Source organism: Caballeronia sp. ATUFL_F2_KS9A, from assembly GCF_023630765.1.
Lineage (GTDB): Bacteria > Pseudomonadota > Gammaproteobacteria > Burkholderiales > Burkholderiaceae > Caballeronia > Caballeronia zhejiangensis.
In genome coordinates this window covers 116,242-133,129 of sequence record NZ_JALQEK010000033.1, presented here as the reverse complement: position 1 = coordinate 133,129, position 16,888 = coordinate 116,242, and the positions used below count along the sequence as shown (strand labels likewise).

Genomic DNA, 16,888 nt, shown 5'->3' with positions numbered 1-16,888 from the left:
GGTGTTCGCGCCCGGCCTTCTCATTTTTAGAACGTTATCCGTAAGACAAATGGTTTGCTGCTCTGCAAAACGCTGAATTGCCGTGAAAATCTAGTCGTTACCGATGTACTGAAGCCGTTTTTTTTCGGGCAACATAAGGCAAAGCAGGTAGTCGTCGCTCGCTGTCCCAAACTGATAACTAGATTGGACCATCATGCTCGCCGAACCGTTGCCGCAAACGACAGACATCGAAAAATTCGCGGAAGATCATGAGCGCTTCGCGCGACACACGCCATCTGAAATATCGATCGTTCTGCGAACGCTCGTGCAGCGGGGCGACATGCTCACCGTGACGAGCGGGCGCGGACAGATCGTTACGCAACTGCTGAAAACCGACGCGCGCGAAGCGTGCATCGTGTTCGACTGGGGCGGCGTCGAGGCGGACAATCGTGTGCTGCTCGAAGCGCGGCAGTTGTATTTCAAGGGTGCGCCGGACGGCGTGCGCGTCGAATTCACGACGCTCGCCGCGCGCGCCGTGACCCACGAAGGACGTCAGGCGTTCGAAGTGCCGTTCCCCGAGAAGCTCTATCAGTTCCAGCGTCGCGAATACTTCCGCGTGCCGACGCCGGTTCTCGAACCCTTCTACGCGAAAGGCGCATTCGCCGACGGCGAAGCGTTCCGCCACGAAGTGCACGACCTGTCGCTCGGTGGCATCGCGCTGCGCATGGACACGCCGCGTCTCGCGGAAACGGAGCGCGGCACCTTGTTCCGCGATGTCGTGCTTCATCTCGGTCCGGGCGCGGCCTTGCCCGTCGATCTCGAACTCGTGTCGCCGCGCTCCGTGACGACGCCGCGCGGCGATGTGCGTTACGTCGTCGGCTTTCGCTTCGTGCGGCTTTCGGCCGCCGCGGAGAACGTGCTGCAGCGGCTCATCACGCGCATGGAAGCGAAACGCCGCAGCCTGTCGGCCTGAAGGCGCGGAAAGGGCGCGCAACGCGTGGAGTAAAATGCGTGCCTCTTTCCACTCACGACGACGCATGTTGCGCAAGGCCTGGCGCGGAGAAGAACGCTTCTGGAAAGTCTGGTGGCTGTTGGGCGTGCCGATCCACCTCGCGTGGTGGTTCGTCTATCTCGACCTCTGGACGAGCGGCGTCACTCCCGAAACATTTCTGCTGATCACCGTCTGGTTCTGGCCCGGCATGCTCGGCGTATTCGCCGTGTGCTCGGCGCTGTATCTGCTGTGGTGCACGCTCGCGTGGCGCTGCGCGGGCAATGTCGATCGGCGCGTATGGACGATCGTCGCGCGCGTGCTGATCGGCGTCGGGATCGGCTCGTTTCTCACCGAATGCACGCTGATTCTCACCGCACCGTTCGTCTGATCGGACCGTCATTGCGCGCACGCGCGCCGGCTTAGCGTGCACAATGTCCGGGCTTGCAGCACGCCAACGAACGACGGACAACGACGCGCATGCTCAACGAATTCGCCAAGACGGTCCTTGTGATCGTCGCCGGATTGTTCCCGATCATCAATCCTCCCGCGACGGCGCTCGTCGTGCTGAGCATGCTGCCGCATATCGGCGACGCCGATCGCGCCGAGCTCGCGCGGCGCATCTGCATCAACAGTTTCGTGATCTTGCTGGCGTCGCTTTTGATCGGCGCTTATGTGCTGACGTTTTTCGGGATCTCGATTCCGGTGTTGCGCGTGGCGGGCGGTTTCGTCGTCGCGATGGCGGGCTGGAGCCTGCTTCAGACGCCCGATGACGACGACGGCGCCGAACCCGCGCCCACGCCGCGCGGCGGCGCGTCGCTGCGTGCGAAGGCGTTCTATCCGCTGACGCTGCCGATCACCGTCGGGCCGGGTGCGATCGCGGTCGCCATCGCGCTCGGCACGGGCTCGCCGCGTCATGGGCTGCAGCCGGTGCATCTCGCCGGCGTGGGCGTCGGGCTTGTCGTTCTGTGCGCGAGCATCTATGTGTGCGTGCGATTCGCGGGGCATTTGGAGCGCCTGCTTGGCGCCGTCGGAACGCAGATTGCCATGCGCCTTTTCGCGTTCATCATCTTTTGTATCGGCGTGCAAATTCTCTGGCTCGGTTTGTCGGAACTGATCGCATCGGTTCAGCTCAACGTCAAGTAGAGCGGGAGACGGGGTTTTGATGGCGGATCGCAGGAACTTCGCAGGCACCGTTGGTATGGGCTTTTTGCTGATGATGGTTTTTATGGTTCTTCGCCGGATCCCGTGTTGGTGTCGGTCTATTGGCGTTGCCCCTGTCCTAATGCACCGACACGAAAACGCGATCCGGCGAAAAAAAAGGCCGACACGATCACGGGACCTATCGCAAAAAACATCAAAAAGGCAAGAGATTCCACTTAACAATAGCGCGGACGTCGCGCTCAAACCCGAGCACACTCATCGCGGCGGTATCCATCGCGAGATGCGCCCCAAGAGCCGGCGATCCCGTCGCCCACTGCGCCCCGAACACGCGCGAAAAATGCGCGTGCGAAAAAAGTGCGATGTTCATCGCATTCGTCGCGAGCAGCTTGTCGATGAGCGCCTGCGCGCGCCTGCCGACATCCGCGAGATTTTCGCCCTCCGGAATCGGCGATGACCACACCGACCAGTCCGGCGCCTCTTCACGGATTTCCGGCGTGGTGCGGCCTTCGTAGATGCCGTAATTCCACTCGTGAAGCTCGGACTCCACCGTCGCGCGATCGCCCAGACCCGCGAGCCGGCAGGTTTCGATCGCGCGGCCCATCGGGCTCGTCAAAACTAAGTCGAAAGACTGCGACGCGAGCACCGGCGCGAGCGCCCGCGCCTGTCTGCGTCCCTCGTCGGTGAGCGGAATGTCGGTCGTGCCGGTGTGCTGGCCCGACTTGCTCCACTCGGTCTCACCATGCCGGATCAGCCAGATATGCATGCCGCCTTTCATGTTCATGTCGTTCACCCGATGTCTGATGAATGCTCTCGCCGCGCCCCGCGCAACACAGGTTCGGATTCTGCACCGATCGCCGAAGCCGCGCCGCGAAGCTGCCCACTCAGTCCACCTCGCGCGTCGCGAACGCCTTCAGCAGATGATGCGCGATCGCGAAGGGCTTCGGCGCGGAAAGTCCCTGTTCGTGCGTGCCGTCGAGCATCGCGCGGATCTCCTCGCGCGTGAACCAGCGCGCATCTTCGAGCTCGTTCCTGTCGATGGTGATATCGGTCGTGACGGCGCGCGCGAAGCATCCGATCATCAACGATGAAGGAAACGGCCACGGCTGCGACGCGAAATAGCGCACGTCCGTGCAGCGGATGCCCGCTTCCTCCAGCACTTCGCGATACACCGCGTGCTCGAAAGTCTCGCCCGGCTCGACGAAGCCCGCAAGCGACGAATACATCCCCGGCAGAAATTGCGGCTGACGGCCGAGCAGGCAGCGTTCGCCATCCGTGACGAGCATGATGACCACGGGGTCGACACGCGGAAAATGCTGCGCCTTGCAGTTCGGACAGATGCGCCGCCAGCCCGCGCCCGCCGAATCGGTCGGATGGCCGCAGTTCGCGCAGAAGCGATGCCGGCGATGCCAGTCGAGCATCGATCGCGCTTCGCCGAGCGCGCTGACGAGCGGCGGCGACACGAGACCCTGCATCGCGATGGGGCGCAGTTCGACCGCTTCGACATCGGCGAGGCTCGGCGTTTCTGCATCGAAGGAATGGGCGAACAGCGCGCGGCGGTCGGCGTCGCGGCCGAGAAGAACCGTCTGCGCGGGCGCGCCGAGCGCCGCGATTTCCTGCGCGACGAAAAGCGGATCGTGACCGTCCGCGCGCTTGAACAGCGGCACGTTGTTCACGAACAGCAGAAAGCGCGTGGCGGGATCGTCGCGCAGGCCGGCGACGTAGGTTTCATCGTCGCGCTTCTCCGATACGCGATCGAGCGGATCGAGTGTAAAACCGATGGCATGAGGCGGCGTGGGCATAGTATTTTTCGTGTGTGGCGGCGCGCGGAAGCGGCGCGACGCGTGACGGGAAGATGCAAGGCCAACCGGGAATCGTAACGAACTTGGCGCGTCCTTGCTGGCGGACGCACGGAGACGTCGATGATCACGCTCTATTCGTATCCTCAGTTGTTCGGCCTCGAAGACAACAATCCGTTCGGATTGAAGGTGTTCGCGTTCCTGAAGCTCGCGGCCCTGCCATTCGAGCATCGTCACGTGCTGGACACGAGCGCCGCGCCGCGCGGGCAGTTGCCGTATCTCGTCGACGGCGATGAAACCATCGGCGACAGCGATGCGATCATCGCGCATCTGAAGAGCAAGCACGCGATCGAACTGGACGACGCGCTGGGCGCCGCGCAGCGCGATCTCGATCTGCTGGTCCGCCGCACGCTCGACGATCTTTACTGGGTGATGTCGTACTCGCGCTGGCGCGACGACCGCTACTGGCCGCAGTTTCGCGATGCGCTCCTGACGCAGCATCCGGACATCGGCGCCGACGCGCTCGAAGGCGCGTGCAAATACAACTTCGAACGCTATCGATATCAGGGCATCGGCAGATACGAGCCGGACGCCGTGTATGCGCGCGGCATCGCGAGTCTCCAGGCAATAGCGAATCTGCTCGGCGACGGTCCGTTCATGTTCGGCGACGCGCCCGCGAGCATCGATGCCGCGCTGTACGGGTTCGTCGCGAACATCTGGTTCTACGACATCGATACGCAGCTCAAACGATTCGTCGCCACGCGCGGCAAGCTCGTCGAACATTGCGGCGCGGTGCGCGAACGCATGGGCCAGGGAGCGGTGGCGTGACATTTTCGAAGCGGATCGTCGACAAGGAGACGTCATGGACTGCGCTGAGATCTACACCGACGCCGACGGGCACTCGGCATTCAGGACCATTCGCGTGTTCGAAACCGTCGCCGTGCCGTTCAACGGCATTTCGGTGACGCTATCGCCGCCGCAGCCGTGCGAGAGCGTGCTGGTGCATGAGTTCGACGAAGGCTATTTTCTCGATCGTCATAATCCGCCGTCGCGCCAGTATGTCGTCGTCCTCGAAGGCGAGCTTGAAATCGCGGTGCAGGACGGGGACATCGCGCGGCGCTTCGCGGAAGGCTCGGTGTTCGTCGCGGGCGATCTGAAAGGTTCGGGGCATTCGACGCGCGCGCTTCGCTCGGGTCGCGCCCTCGTCATCAACCTGCAAGGATGAAACGATGCTGCTCGATAAAAAACTGGCGGTCGTGACCGGCGCAAGCTCGGGCATCGGGTTCGCCACCGCGCAACGGTTCGTGTCGGAGGGCGCCCGCGTCGTGATCAGCGGACGCAACCAGGAGAAGCTGCGTCAGGCCGCGCAAACGCTCGGCGAGAATGCGCTGTGCGTCGTGGCCGACGCCGCCAGTCCGGCCGACATGCAGCGTCTCTACAAAACCGCAGTCGAGCATTTTCAGCGCGAGATCGACGTTCTGGTCGCCAACGCCGGCATTTCCCGGCAGACGCCCGTGCGCGAAACCTCGCTGGAACAATTCACCGATGTCTTGCACATCAACGTCGGCGGCGTGTATGCGACGGTGCGCGAAGCGCTGCCTTCGCTCGCGCGGCCGGCATCGATCGTTCTCGTGGCATCGCTCGCGGCCAATCAGGGCACGAAAAATTTCTCCGCATATTGCGCGTCGAAGGCGGCTGTCGTTTCTCTGGCCAAAAGCTTCGCCGCCGAATTCGTCGAGCTCGGCATACGCGTCAACAGTATTTCGCCGGGCGTCGCGAACACGCCGATCTTCGACAGCTTGGGCATGTCGGAGACGCAATTGCTGGAGTGGGCGAAAGTCATCCCGATGAAGCGCCCGGCCGACCCCGCCGAGATCGCATCGGCGATCCTTTTCCTTGCGACGGATGCATCGCAATACATGACCGGCGCCGATCTTGCCGTCGATGGCGGCATGTCGGGGATCAGTCCGTTTTGATCGCCGCCGACGCCAACGGCTCGCTCGGCGGCTCGATGCGCCGCACGCTGACGCTGACGTCCATCCCGGCGAAGTCCTCGGCGGCGCCGAACCACGATCCGGACACCGGCGCCGCCTGTTCGGGCTTGCGCGTGTACGCGACGCGGATCAGATCGGTGCCGCCGACGAGCGAGTTCGTCGGATCGTAGGGCACCCAGCCCGCGCCCGGCAAAAAGACGTGCAGCCACGCGTGCGTCGCGCCCGCGCCGACGACGAGCGGCTCGTCGCGGCTCTCGATCTGTCGCGCGCCCTGCTGCAGCCCCGTGTTGCGGACGGCCGGCGCAGCGGGCGTGTCGAGCGCCTGATCGTACAAATACCCGGACACGAAGCGCGCGGCCAGTCCGAGTCCGCGCACGACTTCCATCATCAGCAGCGCGAAATCGCGACAGGTGCCGCTGCGCCGGTTCAGTGTCTCCGACGGACGCTGCGTGCCCATCGCGTCGCGCGACTGATACTGAAAGTCGCTGCGAATGGCGGCGTTGATGTTCCCCAGAATGTCGCGCGTGTGCGTGACGCCGCGCCGGGGCAGAAACTGCGCGACCCAGTCGCGCAGCATCGGCTGATCGTCGGGATACTGCGGCGGCAGGAAAGACGCCAGATCGAGCCGGTCCTCGTCGGCGTACTGAAACGGATAATTCTCGGCTTCGGGCGCGACCGGCAACTCCAGATTCCTGATGCCGAAATGCTCGATGACGAAACGCGCGCGCAGTTCGAGCGTGTCGGCGGGCACGCGCGGCTCGACGACCGCGACCGAATTGGAAAACACGTCGTGCATCCAGTACTGCGTGCTGTGCGGAGCGGCCGCGAGCGTCGCCGACAGCACGCGGATATCGTGCGCGGCGCGCGGCCGGAACATCACGCGATGCGGCGAGAATTCCACCGGCGTGTTGTAGCGATAGGTCGTGACGTGCTCGACTTCGAGAAAGACGGACATGTGCCACCTCCGGGCCAGCGCTGCACGATCGGGTCGACCCGACAATCATGCCACTGGCGCGCCGCCTTGAACATCAACGCGTCACGAGCACGAACGGAGCGACGCCGCCATACGCCGAACCGCTGCTGAACGATCGCAGGCCGAGATCGACGTCTCTGTATTTTCCGTCCGCGCGCTGCCTCAACTGATTGACGGACCAGACGCCGTCTTGCTCCAGAAGAATGGATTTCGTTTTCGGCTCGTACTGGAGATACGCCATCGACTTCGACGAACTCAGCGCGGTCGTCTTGCTTCTGCTCGTCACGTCGTAGAGGATGACCGAACTCGGGCTGTTGGCATTGTCATCGGCGAAGAGGATTTGCTGATTGTTGATCGCCGCGATGAACTTCGGATTCTTCTCCGGCAGATCGGTCAGCACGCGCGTGAAGCCGCTCTCCAGGTCCATCTCCGTGAGATTGCCCTGTGCATTCGGCGACGCGAATCCGACGAAATACGCTTTCTTCGCATCCGGCGTGACGGTGAACTCATCGCGCGGCGCCGCCGGCGCCGAACCGGCCGGATAGCCGCCCCTGATGAAGCCGCTCGCCGATTCGATGCGCAGCACCTCCAGCCTCGTTCCCCGCTCGTTCGCGAGCGCGAAGATGTGCTCGCTGTCATTGGCGGCCGTCGCGATCTTGATGACGCTGAATTCTTTCGGCAGCACGAGCTTTCTGACGAGCGTTCCCGAATCCGTATCGACGACGTCGATGATATTTTTGTTCCACAGATAGACCTGATTTCCGGTCAACGCGGGCTGAAAACCATAGCCGGTGAACGTCGTCAACATCGGACCGATGGGCGTGACGCGCACGACCTTGTTGCTCGCGGTGTCGATGGTGGCGAGATCGACGGACGTCGAATTTCGCTCCATCAGCACGTGCAGCCGCTTGCCGTCGGCGCTTGCGAACATCTGATCGACGCGCTGATAGTCGCCGCCCAGCGAAAGATCGATCGACGCCTTCACAGCGCGCGAAGGAAACTCGTAGGCGGTAATCCGCGCCGGCGCCTGCGCACGCGTCAGCGTGTACACCGTCTGAGTGGAAGGCGGCGGCCCATAGTATTTCTGCACCATGTCGATGTCGGTGGCGCTCAGCTTGCCGTCACCGTTCCATTCGGGATTGCAGTAATTCATGATCGAAGCGACATCCCACGCGCCGATCGTCGTGTCGCCGTTCGTGCCCTGCGCGGGCTCGTTGCAGGTCGAAGGCGTGTCGGGCCGGTTCTGCTCGTGCGCGAAGCCCAGCGCGTGACCGAATTCGTGCGCGGCGATGCGGCGTATGCAGTATTCTTCGCGTCCCTGGCAACTTTGACTCCAGTTCCTGAACGTGAAGTTGAGCGCCATTCCGCCGACCGCGTTGTTCAGCATCGCGCCGAGGCCGAAAGTATGCGGCCCGCTCTGCGCGCTGTCATCGACGCTGATTCGGATCCCGAAGTAATTGGGGTCATTCGTGCATTGCTGCCAGCCTGTGAAACGCACGCCCGAATGCTGTTCCCAGGTCTCCTGAACTGCGAGGCGGCTCCAGTTTCGTGCCGACGCGAAGCGCGCGAAATCCGCGTTGTTCATGTTCCAGCACACGCCGATGGGAACGCGGCTCCAGATGACGGTCGACAACGCGTAGCCCTTGGTCGTCGATTCGGTCTGTGAAGCCGGCTGTCCTGCGATGCTTTTCGTGCTCTGGCCTGAGACATCGGAGCCGGCGTCGCCGCCGCATGCACTGATCAATACTCCTGATGAAATAGCCAGGACCATCCCTCGTATCCTTCTCATTTTGTTCTCCATGTATAGAGACCACGTCAACGCATGGCGGAAGGAAATCTGTTCTCAGCGTGTCGCGCCGCTGAAATAGTTATAAGGATTGTTTCCGAGAGATTCTGCCTTTCAGCAGCAGTACGTCAATAATTAATTTTCCTTATTGCCGGATAGGGAACCCTTACTGGATCAGGAGTCCAGCCGATTCCAAGTTCGCCGCGACGCCAGGCCCTTGCGGCTCAGCGTCCTTTCCACGGCACGAGCCGCTGCTCCAGCGCGCGCATGCCGAAGTCGAAAATCCACGCGATCGCGCCGATCAGCACGATGCCCATCACCACCACGTCGGTGCGCAGAAAGCTCGACGCGTTGAGCACCATCTGGCCCAGGCCGGCGGTCGCGGCGACCATTTCGGCGGCGACGAGCGTGGTCCAGCCGAAGCCCACGGCGATGCGCAGGCCCGTCAGTATTTCGGGCAGCGCGGCGGGCAGCACGACGAACCGCACGACTTGCCCGAAGTTCGCGCCGAGCGACCACGCGGCGTTCACCTGCTCGGCAGTCGCGCTCCTGACGCCGGCGCGCGCGGCCATCGCGATCGGCGCGAAGCAGGCGAGCCAGATGACGACGATCTTCGCGGTTTCATCGATACCAAAGTAGATGACGACGAGCGGTAGATACGCGAGCGGCGGCAGCGGCCGATAGAACTCGAGCGGCGGATCGAGCACGCCGCGCGCGATGCGGCTCACGCCCATCAGAATTCCGACCGGCACCGCCGTGACAACCGCGAGCGCGAACGCGCCGAACACGCGGATCACGCTCCACAAGAGATGCTCCGAGAGCGGCAATCCGCCCTGAAGCCGTCCGTGCAACGCGTCGATGAACGCCTGCCAGACCGCCTCGGGCGAAGGCAGAAAGAGCGGCGGCAGCCAGTGGAAATGCGTGGCCGCCCACCACAATGCCGCGAGCGTCGCGACGCACAGCGCGCTGGGCAGCGCGGTCGGCCCCGCGCCCGGCATTCCGCGATAGCGCGCGCGATGCTTCGTGCGGGTGACGCGTCGCGTGGCTGGCGATGCGCTTGGGGCGTTCGGCAGCGGGACATCGTGAGCGGGCCGGTTCACGCCGCCTCCGTCTCGGTGCGATGCAGGCGGCGCGTCAGCCGCTCCCGCCATTCGATGAACGCGGGCGACGATTTGACGGCGCGCGCATCGCGGCTGCGAACGTAGTCCCGCGAGAAGGGCAGTTCGTGCACCTCTTCGATGCGGCCCGGACCTGGCGTCATCAGCACGAGGCGCGTCGCCAGAAAGAGTGCCTCTTCCACGCTGTGCGTGATGAAGAACACCGTCTTTCCGGTGCGCGCCCAAACGTCGAGCACGAGTTCCTGCACGGTTTCGCGCGTGAGGGCGTCGAGCGCGCCCATCGGTTCGTCCATCAGCAATACTTCGGGATCGCTCGCGAGCGCGCGCGCAATTCCGACGCGCTGCTGCATCCCGCCCGACAGCGCGTAGACCTTCGCGTGTTCATGTTGCGCGAGGCCGACGAGCGCGAGCGTGCGACGCGCGATCTCGCGGCGCTCGTCGCGCTTCACGCCGCGAAAACGCAAGCCAAGCGCGACGTTGTCGATGACGTTCAGCCACGGCATCAGCGCATGCTTCTGGAACACGACGCCACGCTCGGCGCCGGGCCCGTCGATCGGTTCGCCATTCAGCGACGCTTCGCCTTCGGTCGGCTCCAGGAAACCCGCGAGACAATTCAGCAGCGTGGTCTTGCCGCATCCCGATGCACCCAGCGCCACGACGAACTCGCCGCTGCCGATCTGCAAGTCGACGCCTTGCAACGCGGGCGTGCTCGCGCCCTCATACGTGACGCCGAGGTTGCGGATGGAAAGCGATGTCATTTCGCGGCCTGCTGCACGAAGCGCGGATCGACGCCCGTGGAGTAATCCGCGAGCACGTTCTGAATCGTGCCCTGCTGTTTGAGGAACTGAGCGGTTGCCGCGAGCGACTTTGCCGCCCCGGATTGCGCTCCGCCGCCGAGCCAGGTCGGCGACGCCTGCTCGCCCGCGCTCGGGAAGGCGTAGAGCGCGAGACTCGCGGGCACGTCGGCGGGATTCGCGCCGGATTCCTGCGCGACGGCCTGCACCTGTTTCGACGCGGCGGTCCAGTCGGCTTTGTGATCGCGGTATTGCGCGTCGGTATCGGCGAGCACTTTGACGAAACCGTTCAGGAACGCCGAATTGTCCTGCGCGAACTTGCGCGACGCGACGAAGCCGTCGAAGGTCGCCTTGCCCGATTCCTTCGCCACTTCGCCCGACGTGATCAGCACTTTGCCGTTCTGCTTGGCTTTGGCGAGCACCGGGTCCCAGATATACGTCGCGTCGATATTGCCGCGTTCCCACGCCGCCGCGACCTCCGGCGGACGCAGATTGACGATCTTCACCGTCGACGGATCGACGCCTGCCTGTTGCAAGGCGACGAGCGCATGAAAATGCGACGTCGACACATACGGCACGCCGAGCGTCTTGCCTTTCAGATCCGCGAGCTTGCTTACGCCCGAGCCGTTGCGCGCGACGAGCGCCTCGGCGTCGTTGATGTTGTCGAGAATCCAGAACAGCGAAAGGTCGACGCCTTGCGACAAGCCCGCCGCGATCGGGCTGGAGCCGGCTTCGCCCAACTGAATGGAGCCCGATGCGAGCGCGCGAATGACATCCGCGCCGCTGCCGAGCTTGCGATACGTGACCTTGTATCCGGTGGCTTTCTCGACGGCGCCGCTCGCCTGCGCATAACGCCAGGGCACGACCATGTCCTGATAGCCGATGACCACTTCGCGCGTTTCGGCGTTTGCGTGAACGGGCGCCATAGCAGCGAGAACGATGGATGCGATGCCGGCGATCAGCGCGCGGCGATGGATCGAAGGTTTCATGGAACGGACGAAATGATGTGGTGAAGCCTTCGACTATAGGCACTTTGCGTGCCGCGGCTACGAAGCAATCGTGCGTAGCAAATGACGCGGCGCGTGCTTCGCATATTCGCCGTGCGCCGTCATATGGTTATCGGAAGAACTGCGCTCAGGAAGACAGTTTCCCGAGTCTTCAAATGCGAAATGAATAATTCCTTATCGATAGAAATTGGATCGCCGCGGGCGGGCCCGGCGTTAGCATGAGCATCCTCTCCAACCTGTCCTTCGGTTCATTCAAGCGATGTCCAATCTTCCCCGCTTCGGGGTCTGGGCGCTCGTGCATGGCAGTCGCGCGGCGTTGCAGGATCCCGCCGAGCCCTACGATGCCTCGTGGGCGCGCAACAAGGCGCTCGTGCTAGAGGCCGAGCGCCTCGGTTACGACTCCGTGCTCGTCGCCCAGCACACGATCAATCCGCACGATCCTTCGCTCGATCAGCTCGAAGCGTGGACGGCATCGGCGGCATTGGCTGCGCTTACGTCGCGCATCGAGATCATCGCGGCGATCAAGCCTTATCTCTATCATCCGGTCGTGCTCGCGAAGATGGCGCAGCAGATCGAGCACATCAGCGGCGGACGCTTCGCGATCAACCTCGTCAATGCGTGGAATCGTCCGGAGCTGGAGCGCGCGGGCATCGGCTTCGCGGAGCATGACGAGCGCTATGCGTACGGACGCGAGTGGATCTCGGTCGTCGATGCGTTGCTGCGCGGAGAAGCCGTGAAGCATCGCGGCGACAACTTCCGGATCGACGACTATCAGTTACGGCCCGCCGATCCGTTTCGCGCGCGTCCGCGCATCTATGTCGGCGGCGAGTCGGAGCCGGCGCGCTCGCTCGTCGCGGCGCATGGCGATGTGTGGTTCATCAACGGCCAGCCGCACGACGACGTTGCGGCCCTGATCGCCGATGTCTCCGCCCGCGCGCGCCCGGCGGGGCACGAGCCTTTGCGCTTCGGCCTGTCGGCGTTCGTGATCGCGCGCGAGACGCAGGACGAAGCGCAGGCTCATCTCGAACATCTGTTCGCGCTGGCGGAACTCGACAAGCCGCTGCGCGAACGGCAAAAGGCCAATACCGATCCGAACGCGGTGATGCACCAGACCTTCGCGCGATCGGCGCGCGTCGGGTCGAACGGCGGCACGGCCGCGGACCTCGTCGGCGATTACGACACCGTCGCGCGGCGCATCGTCGACTTTCATCGCGCGGGCATCGAACTCTTCATGCTGCAATTCCAGCCCTTCGAGGCCGACATGGCCCGCTTCGCGCACGAAGTCGTGCCGCGCGTGCGACGTCTGCTCGACTAAGAAAGCGCGCCGTCCCGTCCGCCTTCGACAAGGGACGGCGCGCGCGATCAGAAGAACGCGCCCGTGGGCGGCAATTGCCCGGTCAGCAGGTTCTGTCCGAGAAAGCGTTCCTTGTAGACGCGCGGATTGTGCGACGCGATCACCTTGATGTTGCGCCAGTGCCGGTCCAGCGCGCCGACGCGCGACACGACGGAGCCCGAGCCGAGATCGATCAGCCAACTTGCGATCTGCGGGGCGAGATCGTCGATCACGACCTTGGCTTCCGATGCCGCGAGCGTGGCCGCGAGCGTCGCCTCGTATTCGTCGCGTGTGCCGTGTCGATCCCATGCGCGCTGCAACGCGCCGGCCGCGCGATCCGCGATCGCTTCGACGCTCGCCGAATACGCGCGGATACGGCCGAGCAGCGATTGCAGCACGGGTTCATCGACGGGATGCGCGGCTTCACCGTGATAGAAGTTGCGTCCCCGCGCGCGCAGCACGTCGACGGCGTCCAGCGCCACGCGCCGCACGATGCCCGCGATGCAGTTGGTGAGATAAACCTGATGAAACGTGAAGCCCCAGGGCGCGGCTTCATCGGACTTCGGCGGATCGGGCGGATAAAGCTGCGCGGCTGGAACCGTCACATCGCGAAACCGCGCCGTTCCCGAACCTGTGAGGCGCTGGCCGAAGCCTTGCCAGTCATCGTCGTCGTCGACGCCCGCGCCGCGTTCCAGCACGTACTGCACGGTGCGGCCCGCGCGGCTTTCCACGGCGAGGCCGGTGAACGCGTCGTTATACAGATTGCCCGTCGCGTAGATCTTGTCGCCGGAGCCGACGTACACGTCGCGCGACGCATCCCATTCGAGCCGACTGAGGACTTTGGTCGGGCGCGCGCCGGCGGCGACCACGTCGCTGTCGACGAAGCTCAGGCCGATGGTCTTCTTCTGCGCGGTCAGCTCCAGCACGCGCGCATGGAACGGTTGCTCGCGTCTCCGGAGCGCGGCTTCCACTTGCCACAGATGATTGCGAAACGCGTGGGCGATGTTCGAATCCGCCGCGGCGAGATCGCGTGCGACGATGAAAAGCCCGTTCAGCGAAACGCCGCTTCCGCCTGCATCGACGGGAAGACGCAGCGCGCCGAAGCCGAGCGCCTTGAGCTTTGCAATCTCTTCGTGCGGCAGCCGGTGCCCGCGTTCGCGCTCGGCGGCAGTCGCGGCGATGTCACCGACGATCTCCGAAAAGCCGAGCGCGGCGGACAGCGGGGAGACGAGCGTCGGTCCGGCGCTCGTCGGATAGTTGACGTCAGACATTCGTGCGCTCCTCGATTCACACCTTGATGCTGTAATCCGCGACCTTGATGCGCGAGTTGATGATCTTGCGCTCGGCCAGCCAGTCGGCGGCGCGCTGAAATTGCGCGATGAAAGCGGCATCGTCGGGCTCGTGAAACTGATTGACGCGCTTGAGGCTTGCGAGATAGTCGCGCACCTGATCCGGATATTTGCCCTCGCGCTGCACGAGCAATTCGGCTTCGGCGGAATGCGCCGACTGCCACGCGCCTTCGACGTAATACGCATCGATCACCGCGCGGATCAGCTCGGAATTCTCCTCGGTGAACTTGCGGCGCGTGACGAGCGAGCTGTAATCGATCAGAAAATCCAGATCGCGGCCTTCGTTGAAGATGTCTTTCGCGTCGTTAGAGAAGCGCGAGATGTCGACGCCGGGCGACCACATCGACCAAGCGTCGACTTTGCCTTGCGCGAAGGCGGGCGCCGCGTCGGGCGGATTCAGATAGACGAACTGGACCTTGTCGCGATCGACGCGATGCTTCTCCAGCGCGGCGATCAACAGGAATTCGCCAAGCCCCGACCGGTTGACGGCGACCTTGCGGCCTGCGAGATCGGCGACGGATTCGATGCCGCTCGACTTCTTCGCGATGATGGCCGTCGAGCGCGGCGAATAGATGTCGAACGCGGTGAAGACGATCGGCGAGCCGGCGAGCATCGCGGCGAGTGCGGGAGTCGTCGATCCCCAGAATCCGAAGTCGGCGCTGCCGCCGACCACGGCCTGTATCGAAGGCGCATGGTTCGGGAAAGGGCCGACCCATTCGACCTTGATGCCTTTCGCGGCGAGCGTCTTCTCGAACACGCCGCGCTGCTTCGCGATGTCGGGCAGGCTGCCGTAACCCCAGCCGATGCGGACCGTATCGGTGTTGCGCGTCAGCTTGCGCGGCTCGGCCGCGCGTGCCGGGAACAATCCGCCGGTCGCGGCGCCGGCCAGGAGGCCTCCCGCCGCGCGCAGCAACCGGCGGCGGCTCAGCGATGAGTCGTTCATGCTCGTCCTTCTTGTCTTATGGAAAAGTGATCAGTGAGACCGGACGCCGAGTTCCGCGAGCAGGGCGGGGCGCAGTGCCTGCGGCGCGTGTTCGCCGGGTTCGAATGACGCCGCGATGCGTCCGGCGCGCATGACGAGAATCCTGTCGGCGAGCGTGAGCGCTTCGTCGACGTCATGCGTGACGATCAGCACGCCTGGCCGATGCAGCGCGACGAGTTCCTTGACGAGACCGTGCATGCGGATGCGCGTGAGCGCATCGAGCGCGGCGAACGGCTCGTCGAGCAGCAGCAGCGCGGGATCGTGGATGAGCGCCCGCGCCAGCGCCACGCGCTGCGCCTGACCGCCCGACAGATTGCGCGGCCAGTCGTCCTCGCGGCCGGCGAGTCCGACTTCGGCCAGCGCGCGCGCCGCGCCCGTCCGGCCAATCGTATTCTCGTAGCCGAGCGCGACGTTCTGCCATAACGTCGACCAGGGCAGCAGGCGATGCTCCTGAAACACGACGGACGGACGTTCCGGCGCGCGGATCGACCCGGCGTCGGGGGAATCGAGCCCCGCGAGCGCGCGTAGCAGCGTTGTCTTGCCGCATCCGCTTTCGCCGAGCAGCGCGACGAATTCGCCTTTGCGAATATCGAGGTCCAGTGCATCGATGACGACGCGGCTGCCATAGCGTCTTTGCAGTCCGCGCACGGACACCGCCAGCGCCGGCGAACCGACGCGCGCGTCGCGGCGCGTAACGATGGCCGTCATGTGCGCGCCCCTTTCGCGTAGTTCGCGTGCCACGAGAGATAGCGGGCTTCGAGCAGGCGCACGAGCGCATCCGCGACGACGCCGATGATCGCGTAGATGATGATGGTGAGCAGAATGACGTTGGTGTTCAGGAATTCGCGGGCGTCCATCGCGAGGAACCCGATGCCTTTCGTCGTGGCCAGCGTCTCGGCGATGACGAGCGCGAGCCACGCGTGGGCGAGCGCGTAACGCACGCCGGTGAGGATCGACGGCATCGCGCCGGGAAGGATGATTCGTCGCACGATCGCCGTTCGGTTCAGGCCGATCACGCGGGCGAGTTCCATCAGTTTCGAATCGATCTGGCGAATGCCGAGCATCGTGTTGATGTAGATCGGGAAGAGCACCGCGAGCGCGACCATAAAGATCTTGGCGATTTCGCCGACGCCGAACCAGACGATGACGAGCGGCAGCATCGCCAGGAAAGGAATGGCGCGCACCATCTGGATCGAGCGGTCGAGGAGCGCTTGCGCGAGCGGCGAGAATCCGACGGCGATGCCGAGCGCGAGCCCGATCGTTCCGCCGATGACGAAGCCTCCCGCGGCGCGCAGCAGCGACACGCCCAGGTGCACGAAGAGTTCGCCGTTTTGCGCCATGTGGACGGCCGTTTCGAAGACGCTGCTCGGTGCCGGGAGGACCTGCGGCGCGATCAGTCCGAGGCGCGCCGCGATTTCCCATAGCAGCACCACGATTGCGGGGATGGTCCAGGAGAGCCATCGGTAGAGCACGTCTTTGGAAATCAGCGCGCGAGACGCGTGTCCCGAGCGATAGGTGTCGCGCGTGGATGTCAGGTCAGCCATCTTGTCGGCTCGTCGTGAATTCGAGCCTGTAATTAGAAAGCTTCGGAATGCACGCAACAAACGTTTTATTGTGCTTTGCTT

18 protein-coding genes are annotated in these 16,888 nt (G+C 64.1%); 7 read left to right on the top strand and 11 right to left on the bottom strand.

What is annotated here, in order from left to right:
- Window positions 1-193: 193 nt before the first annotated feature.
- The 3 genes from NCS67_RS23695 to NCS67_RS23685 all read left to right on the top strand — a co-directional run bounded on the left by NCS67_RS23695 (window position 194) and on the right by NCS67_RS23685 (window position 2,113).
- Window positions 194-952, top strand: coding sequence for a flagellar brake protein (locus tag NCS67_RS23695; RefSeq protein WP_250436880.1), 759 nt, complete (start codon window positions 194-196; stop codon window positions 950-952).
- Between the two features lie 64 nt (window positions 953-1,016).
- Window positions 1,017-1,358, top strand: a complete 342-nt coding sequence (locus NCS67_RS23690) for a hypothetical protein (RefSeq protein WP_008349022.1) — start codon at window positions 1,017-1,019, stop codon at window positions 1,356-1,358.
- Between the two features lie 89 nt (window positions 1,359-1,447).
- On the top strand, window positions 1,448-2,113 hold the full coding sequence (locus NCS67_RS23685) for a MarC family protein (protein ID WP_008349021.1): 666 nt from the start codon (window positions 1,448-1,450) through the stop codon (window positions 2,111-2,113).
- 211 nt (window positions 2,114-2,324) lie between these two features.
- Here the strand turns inward: NCS67_RS23685 and NCS67_RS23680 are convergent, their stop codons facing one another.
- Both NCS67_RS23680 and nudC read right to left on the bottom strand, forming a co-directional pair.
- Entirely contained in the window at window positions 2,325-2,912 is a 588-nt protein-coding gene (locus NCS67_RS23680) for a histidine phosphatase family protein (protein WP_033536518.1), read from the bottom strand.
- Between the two features lie 100 nt (window positions 2,913-3,012).
- The gene (nudC, locus tag NCS67_RS23675; RefSeq protein WP_250436879.1) at window positions 3,013-3,930 is read right to left on the bottom strand and encodes an NAD(+) diphosphatase; all 918 of its coding nucleotides are present in this window, start codon (window positions 3,928-3,930) and stop codon (window positions 3,013-3,015) included.
- A gap of 120 nt (window positions 3,931-4,050) precedes the next feature.
- Here nudC and NCS67_RS23670 point away from each other — a divergent pair, with 120 nt between their 5' ends.
- From NCS67_RS23670 to NCS67_RS23660, 3 genes are read left to right on the top strand one after another with little or no spacing between them, the layout of a single operon-like run.
- Window positions 4,051-4,755, top strand: a complete 705-nt coding sequence (locus NCS67_RS23670) for a glutathione S-transferase family protein (protein WP_250436878.1) — start codon at window positions 4,051-4,053, stop codon at window positions 4,753-4,755.
- A 34-nt stretch (window positions 4,756-4,789) separates the two neighbouring features.
- Complete coding sequence (locus tag NCS67_RS23665) at window positions 4,790-5,152, top strand: cupin domain-containing protein (RefSeq protein ID WP_008349017.1); 363 nt, start codon at window positions 4,790-4,792, stop codon at window positions 5,150-5,152.
- A gap of 4 nt (window positions 5,153-5,156) precedes the next feature.
- Window positions 5,157-5,903: an SDR family NAD(P)-dependent oxidoreductase gene (locus NCS67_RS23660; RefSeq protein ID WP_250436877.1), complete on the top strand. Its 747-nt coding sequence runs from the start codon at window positions 5,157-5,159 to the stop codon at window positions 5,901-5,903.
- Here the strand turns inward: NCS67_RS23660 and NCS67_RS23655 are convergent.
- The 5 genes from NCS67_RS23655 to tauA all read right to left on the bottom strand — a co-directional run bounded on the left by NCS67_RS23655 (window position 5,890) and on the right by tauA (window position 11,518).
- Window positions 5,890-6,876, bottom strand: a complete 987-nt coding sequence (locus tag NCS67_RS23655) for a transglutaminase family protein (protein ID WP_008349015.1) — start codon at window positions 6,874-6,876, stop codon at window positions 5,890-5,892. The two genes, NCS67_RS23660 and NCS67_RS23655, sit on opposite strands and share 14 nt — an antisense overlap.
- 73 nt (window positions 6,877-6,949) lie before the next feature.
- Window positions 6,950-8,638 (bottom strand): ATPase, encoded by a 1,689-nt coding sequence (locus tag NCS67_RS23650; protein WP_250436876.1) that lies wholly within the window; start codon window positions 8,636-8,638, stop codon window positions 6,950-6,952.
- Window positions 8,639-8,904: 266 nt separating this feature from the next.
- Window positions 8,905-9,780, bottom strand: a complete 876-nt coding sequence (locus NCS67_RS23645) for an ABC transporter permease subunit (protein WP_250436875.1) — start codon at window positions 9,778-9,780, stop codon at window positions 8,905-8,907.
- Window positions 9,777-10,556, bottom strand: coding sequence for a taurine ABC transporter ATP-binding protein (locus tag NCS67_RS23640; protein ID WP_008349010.1), 780 nt, complete (start codon window positions 10,554-10,556; stop codon window positions 9,777-9,779). Before NCS67_RS23640 ends, NCS67_RS23645 begins: the two co-directional genes overlap by 4 nt.
- Window positions 10,553-11,518: a taurine ABC transporter substrate-binding protein gene (gene tauA, locus NCS67_RS23635; protein ID WP_372492545.1), complete on the bottom strand. Its 966-nt coding sequence runs from the start codon at window positions 11,516-11,518 to the stop codon at window positions 10,553-10,555. Before tauA ends, NCS67_RS23640 begins: the two co-directional genes overlap by 4 nt.
- Before the next feature lie 340 nt (window positions 11,519-11,858).
- Here tauA and NCS67_RS23630 point away from each other — a divergent pair, with 340 nt between their 5' ends.
- The gene (locus NCS67_RS23630; RefSeq protein WP_008349006.1) at window positions 11,859-12,914 is read left to right on the top strand and encodes an LLM class flavin-dependent oxidoreductase; all 1,056 of its coding nucleotides are present in this window, start codon (window positions 11,859-11,861) and stop codon (window positions 12,912-12,914) included.
- Window positions 12,915-12,961: 47 nt separating this feature from the next.
- Here NCS67_RS23630 and NCS67_RS23625 read toward each other — a convergent pair whose 3' ends face one another.
- Genes NCS67_RS23625 through NCS67_RS23610 form a run of 4 tightly spaced genes read right to left on the bottom strand, consistent with a single transcriptional unit; the run spans window position 12,962 to window position 16,807 of the window.
- Window positions 12,962-14,203, bottom strand: a complete 1,242-nt coding sequence (locus tag NCS67_RS23625) for an acyl-CoA dehydrogenase family protein (protein WP_250436874.1) — start codon at window positions 14,201-14,203, stop codon at window positions 12,962-12,964.
- A gap of 16 nt (window positions 14,204-14,219) precedes the next feature.
- Entirely contained in the window at window positions 14,220-15,224 is a 1,005-nt protein-coding gene (locus tag NCS67_RS23620; protein ID WP_033536495.1) for an NrtA/SsuA/CpmA family ABC transporter substrate-binding protein, read from the bottom strand.
- Between the two features lie 30 nt (window positions 15,225-15,254).
- Complete coding sequence (locus NCS67_RS23615; RefSeq protein ID WP_008349001.1) at window positions 15,255-15,971, bottom strand: ABC transporter ATP-binding protein; 717 nt, start codon at window positions 15,969-15,971, stop codon at window positions 15,255-15,257.
- Window positions 15,968-16,807, bottom strand: a complete 840-nt coding sequence (locus NCS67_RS23610) for an ABC transporter permease subunit (protein WP_008348998.1) — start codon at window positions 16,805-16,807, stop codon at window positions 15,968-15,970. Before NCS67_RS23610 ends, NCS67_RS23615 begins: the two co-directional genes overlap by 4 nt.
- Window positions 16,808-16,888: the final 81 nt, after the last annotated feature.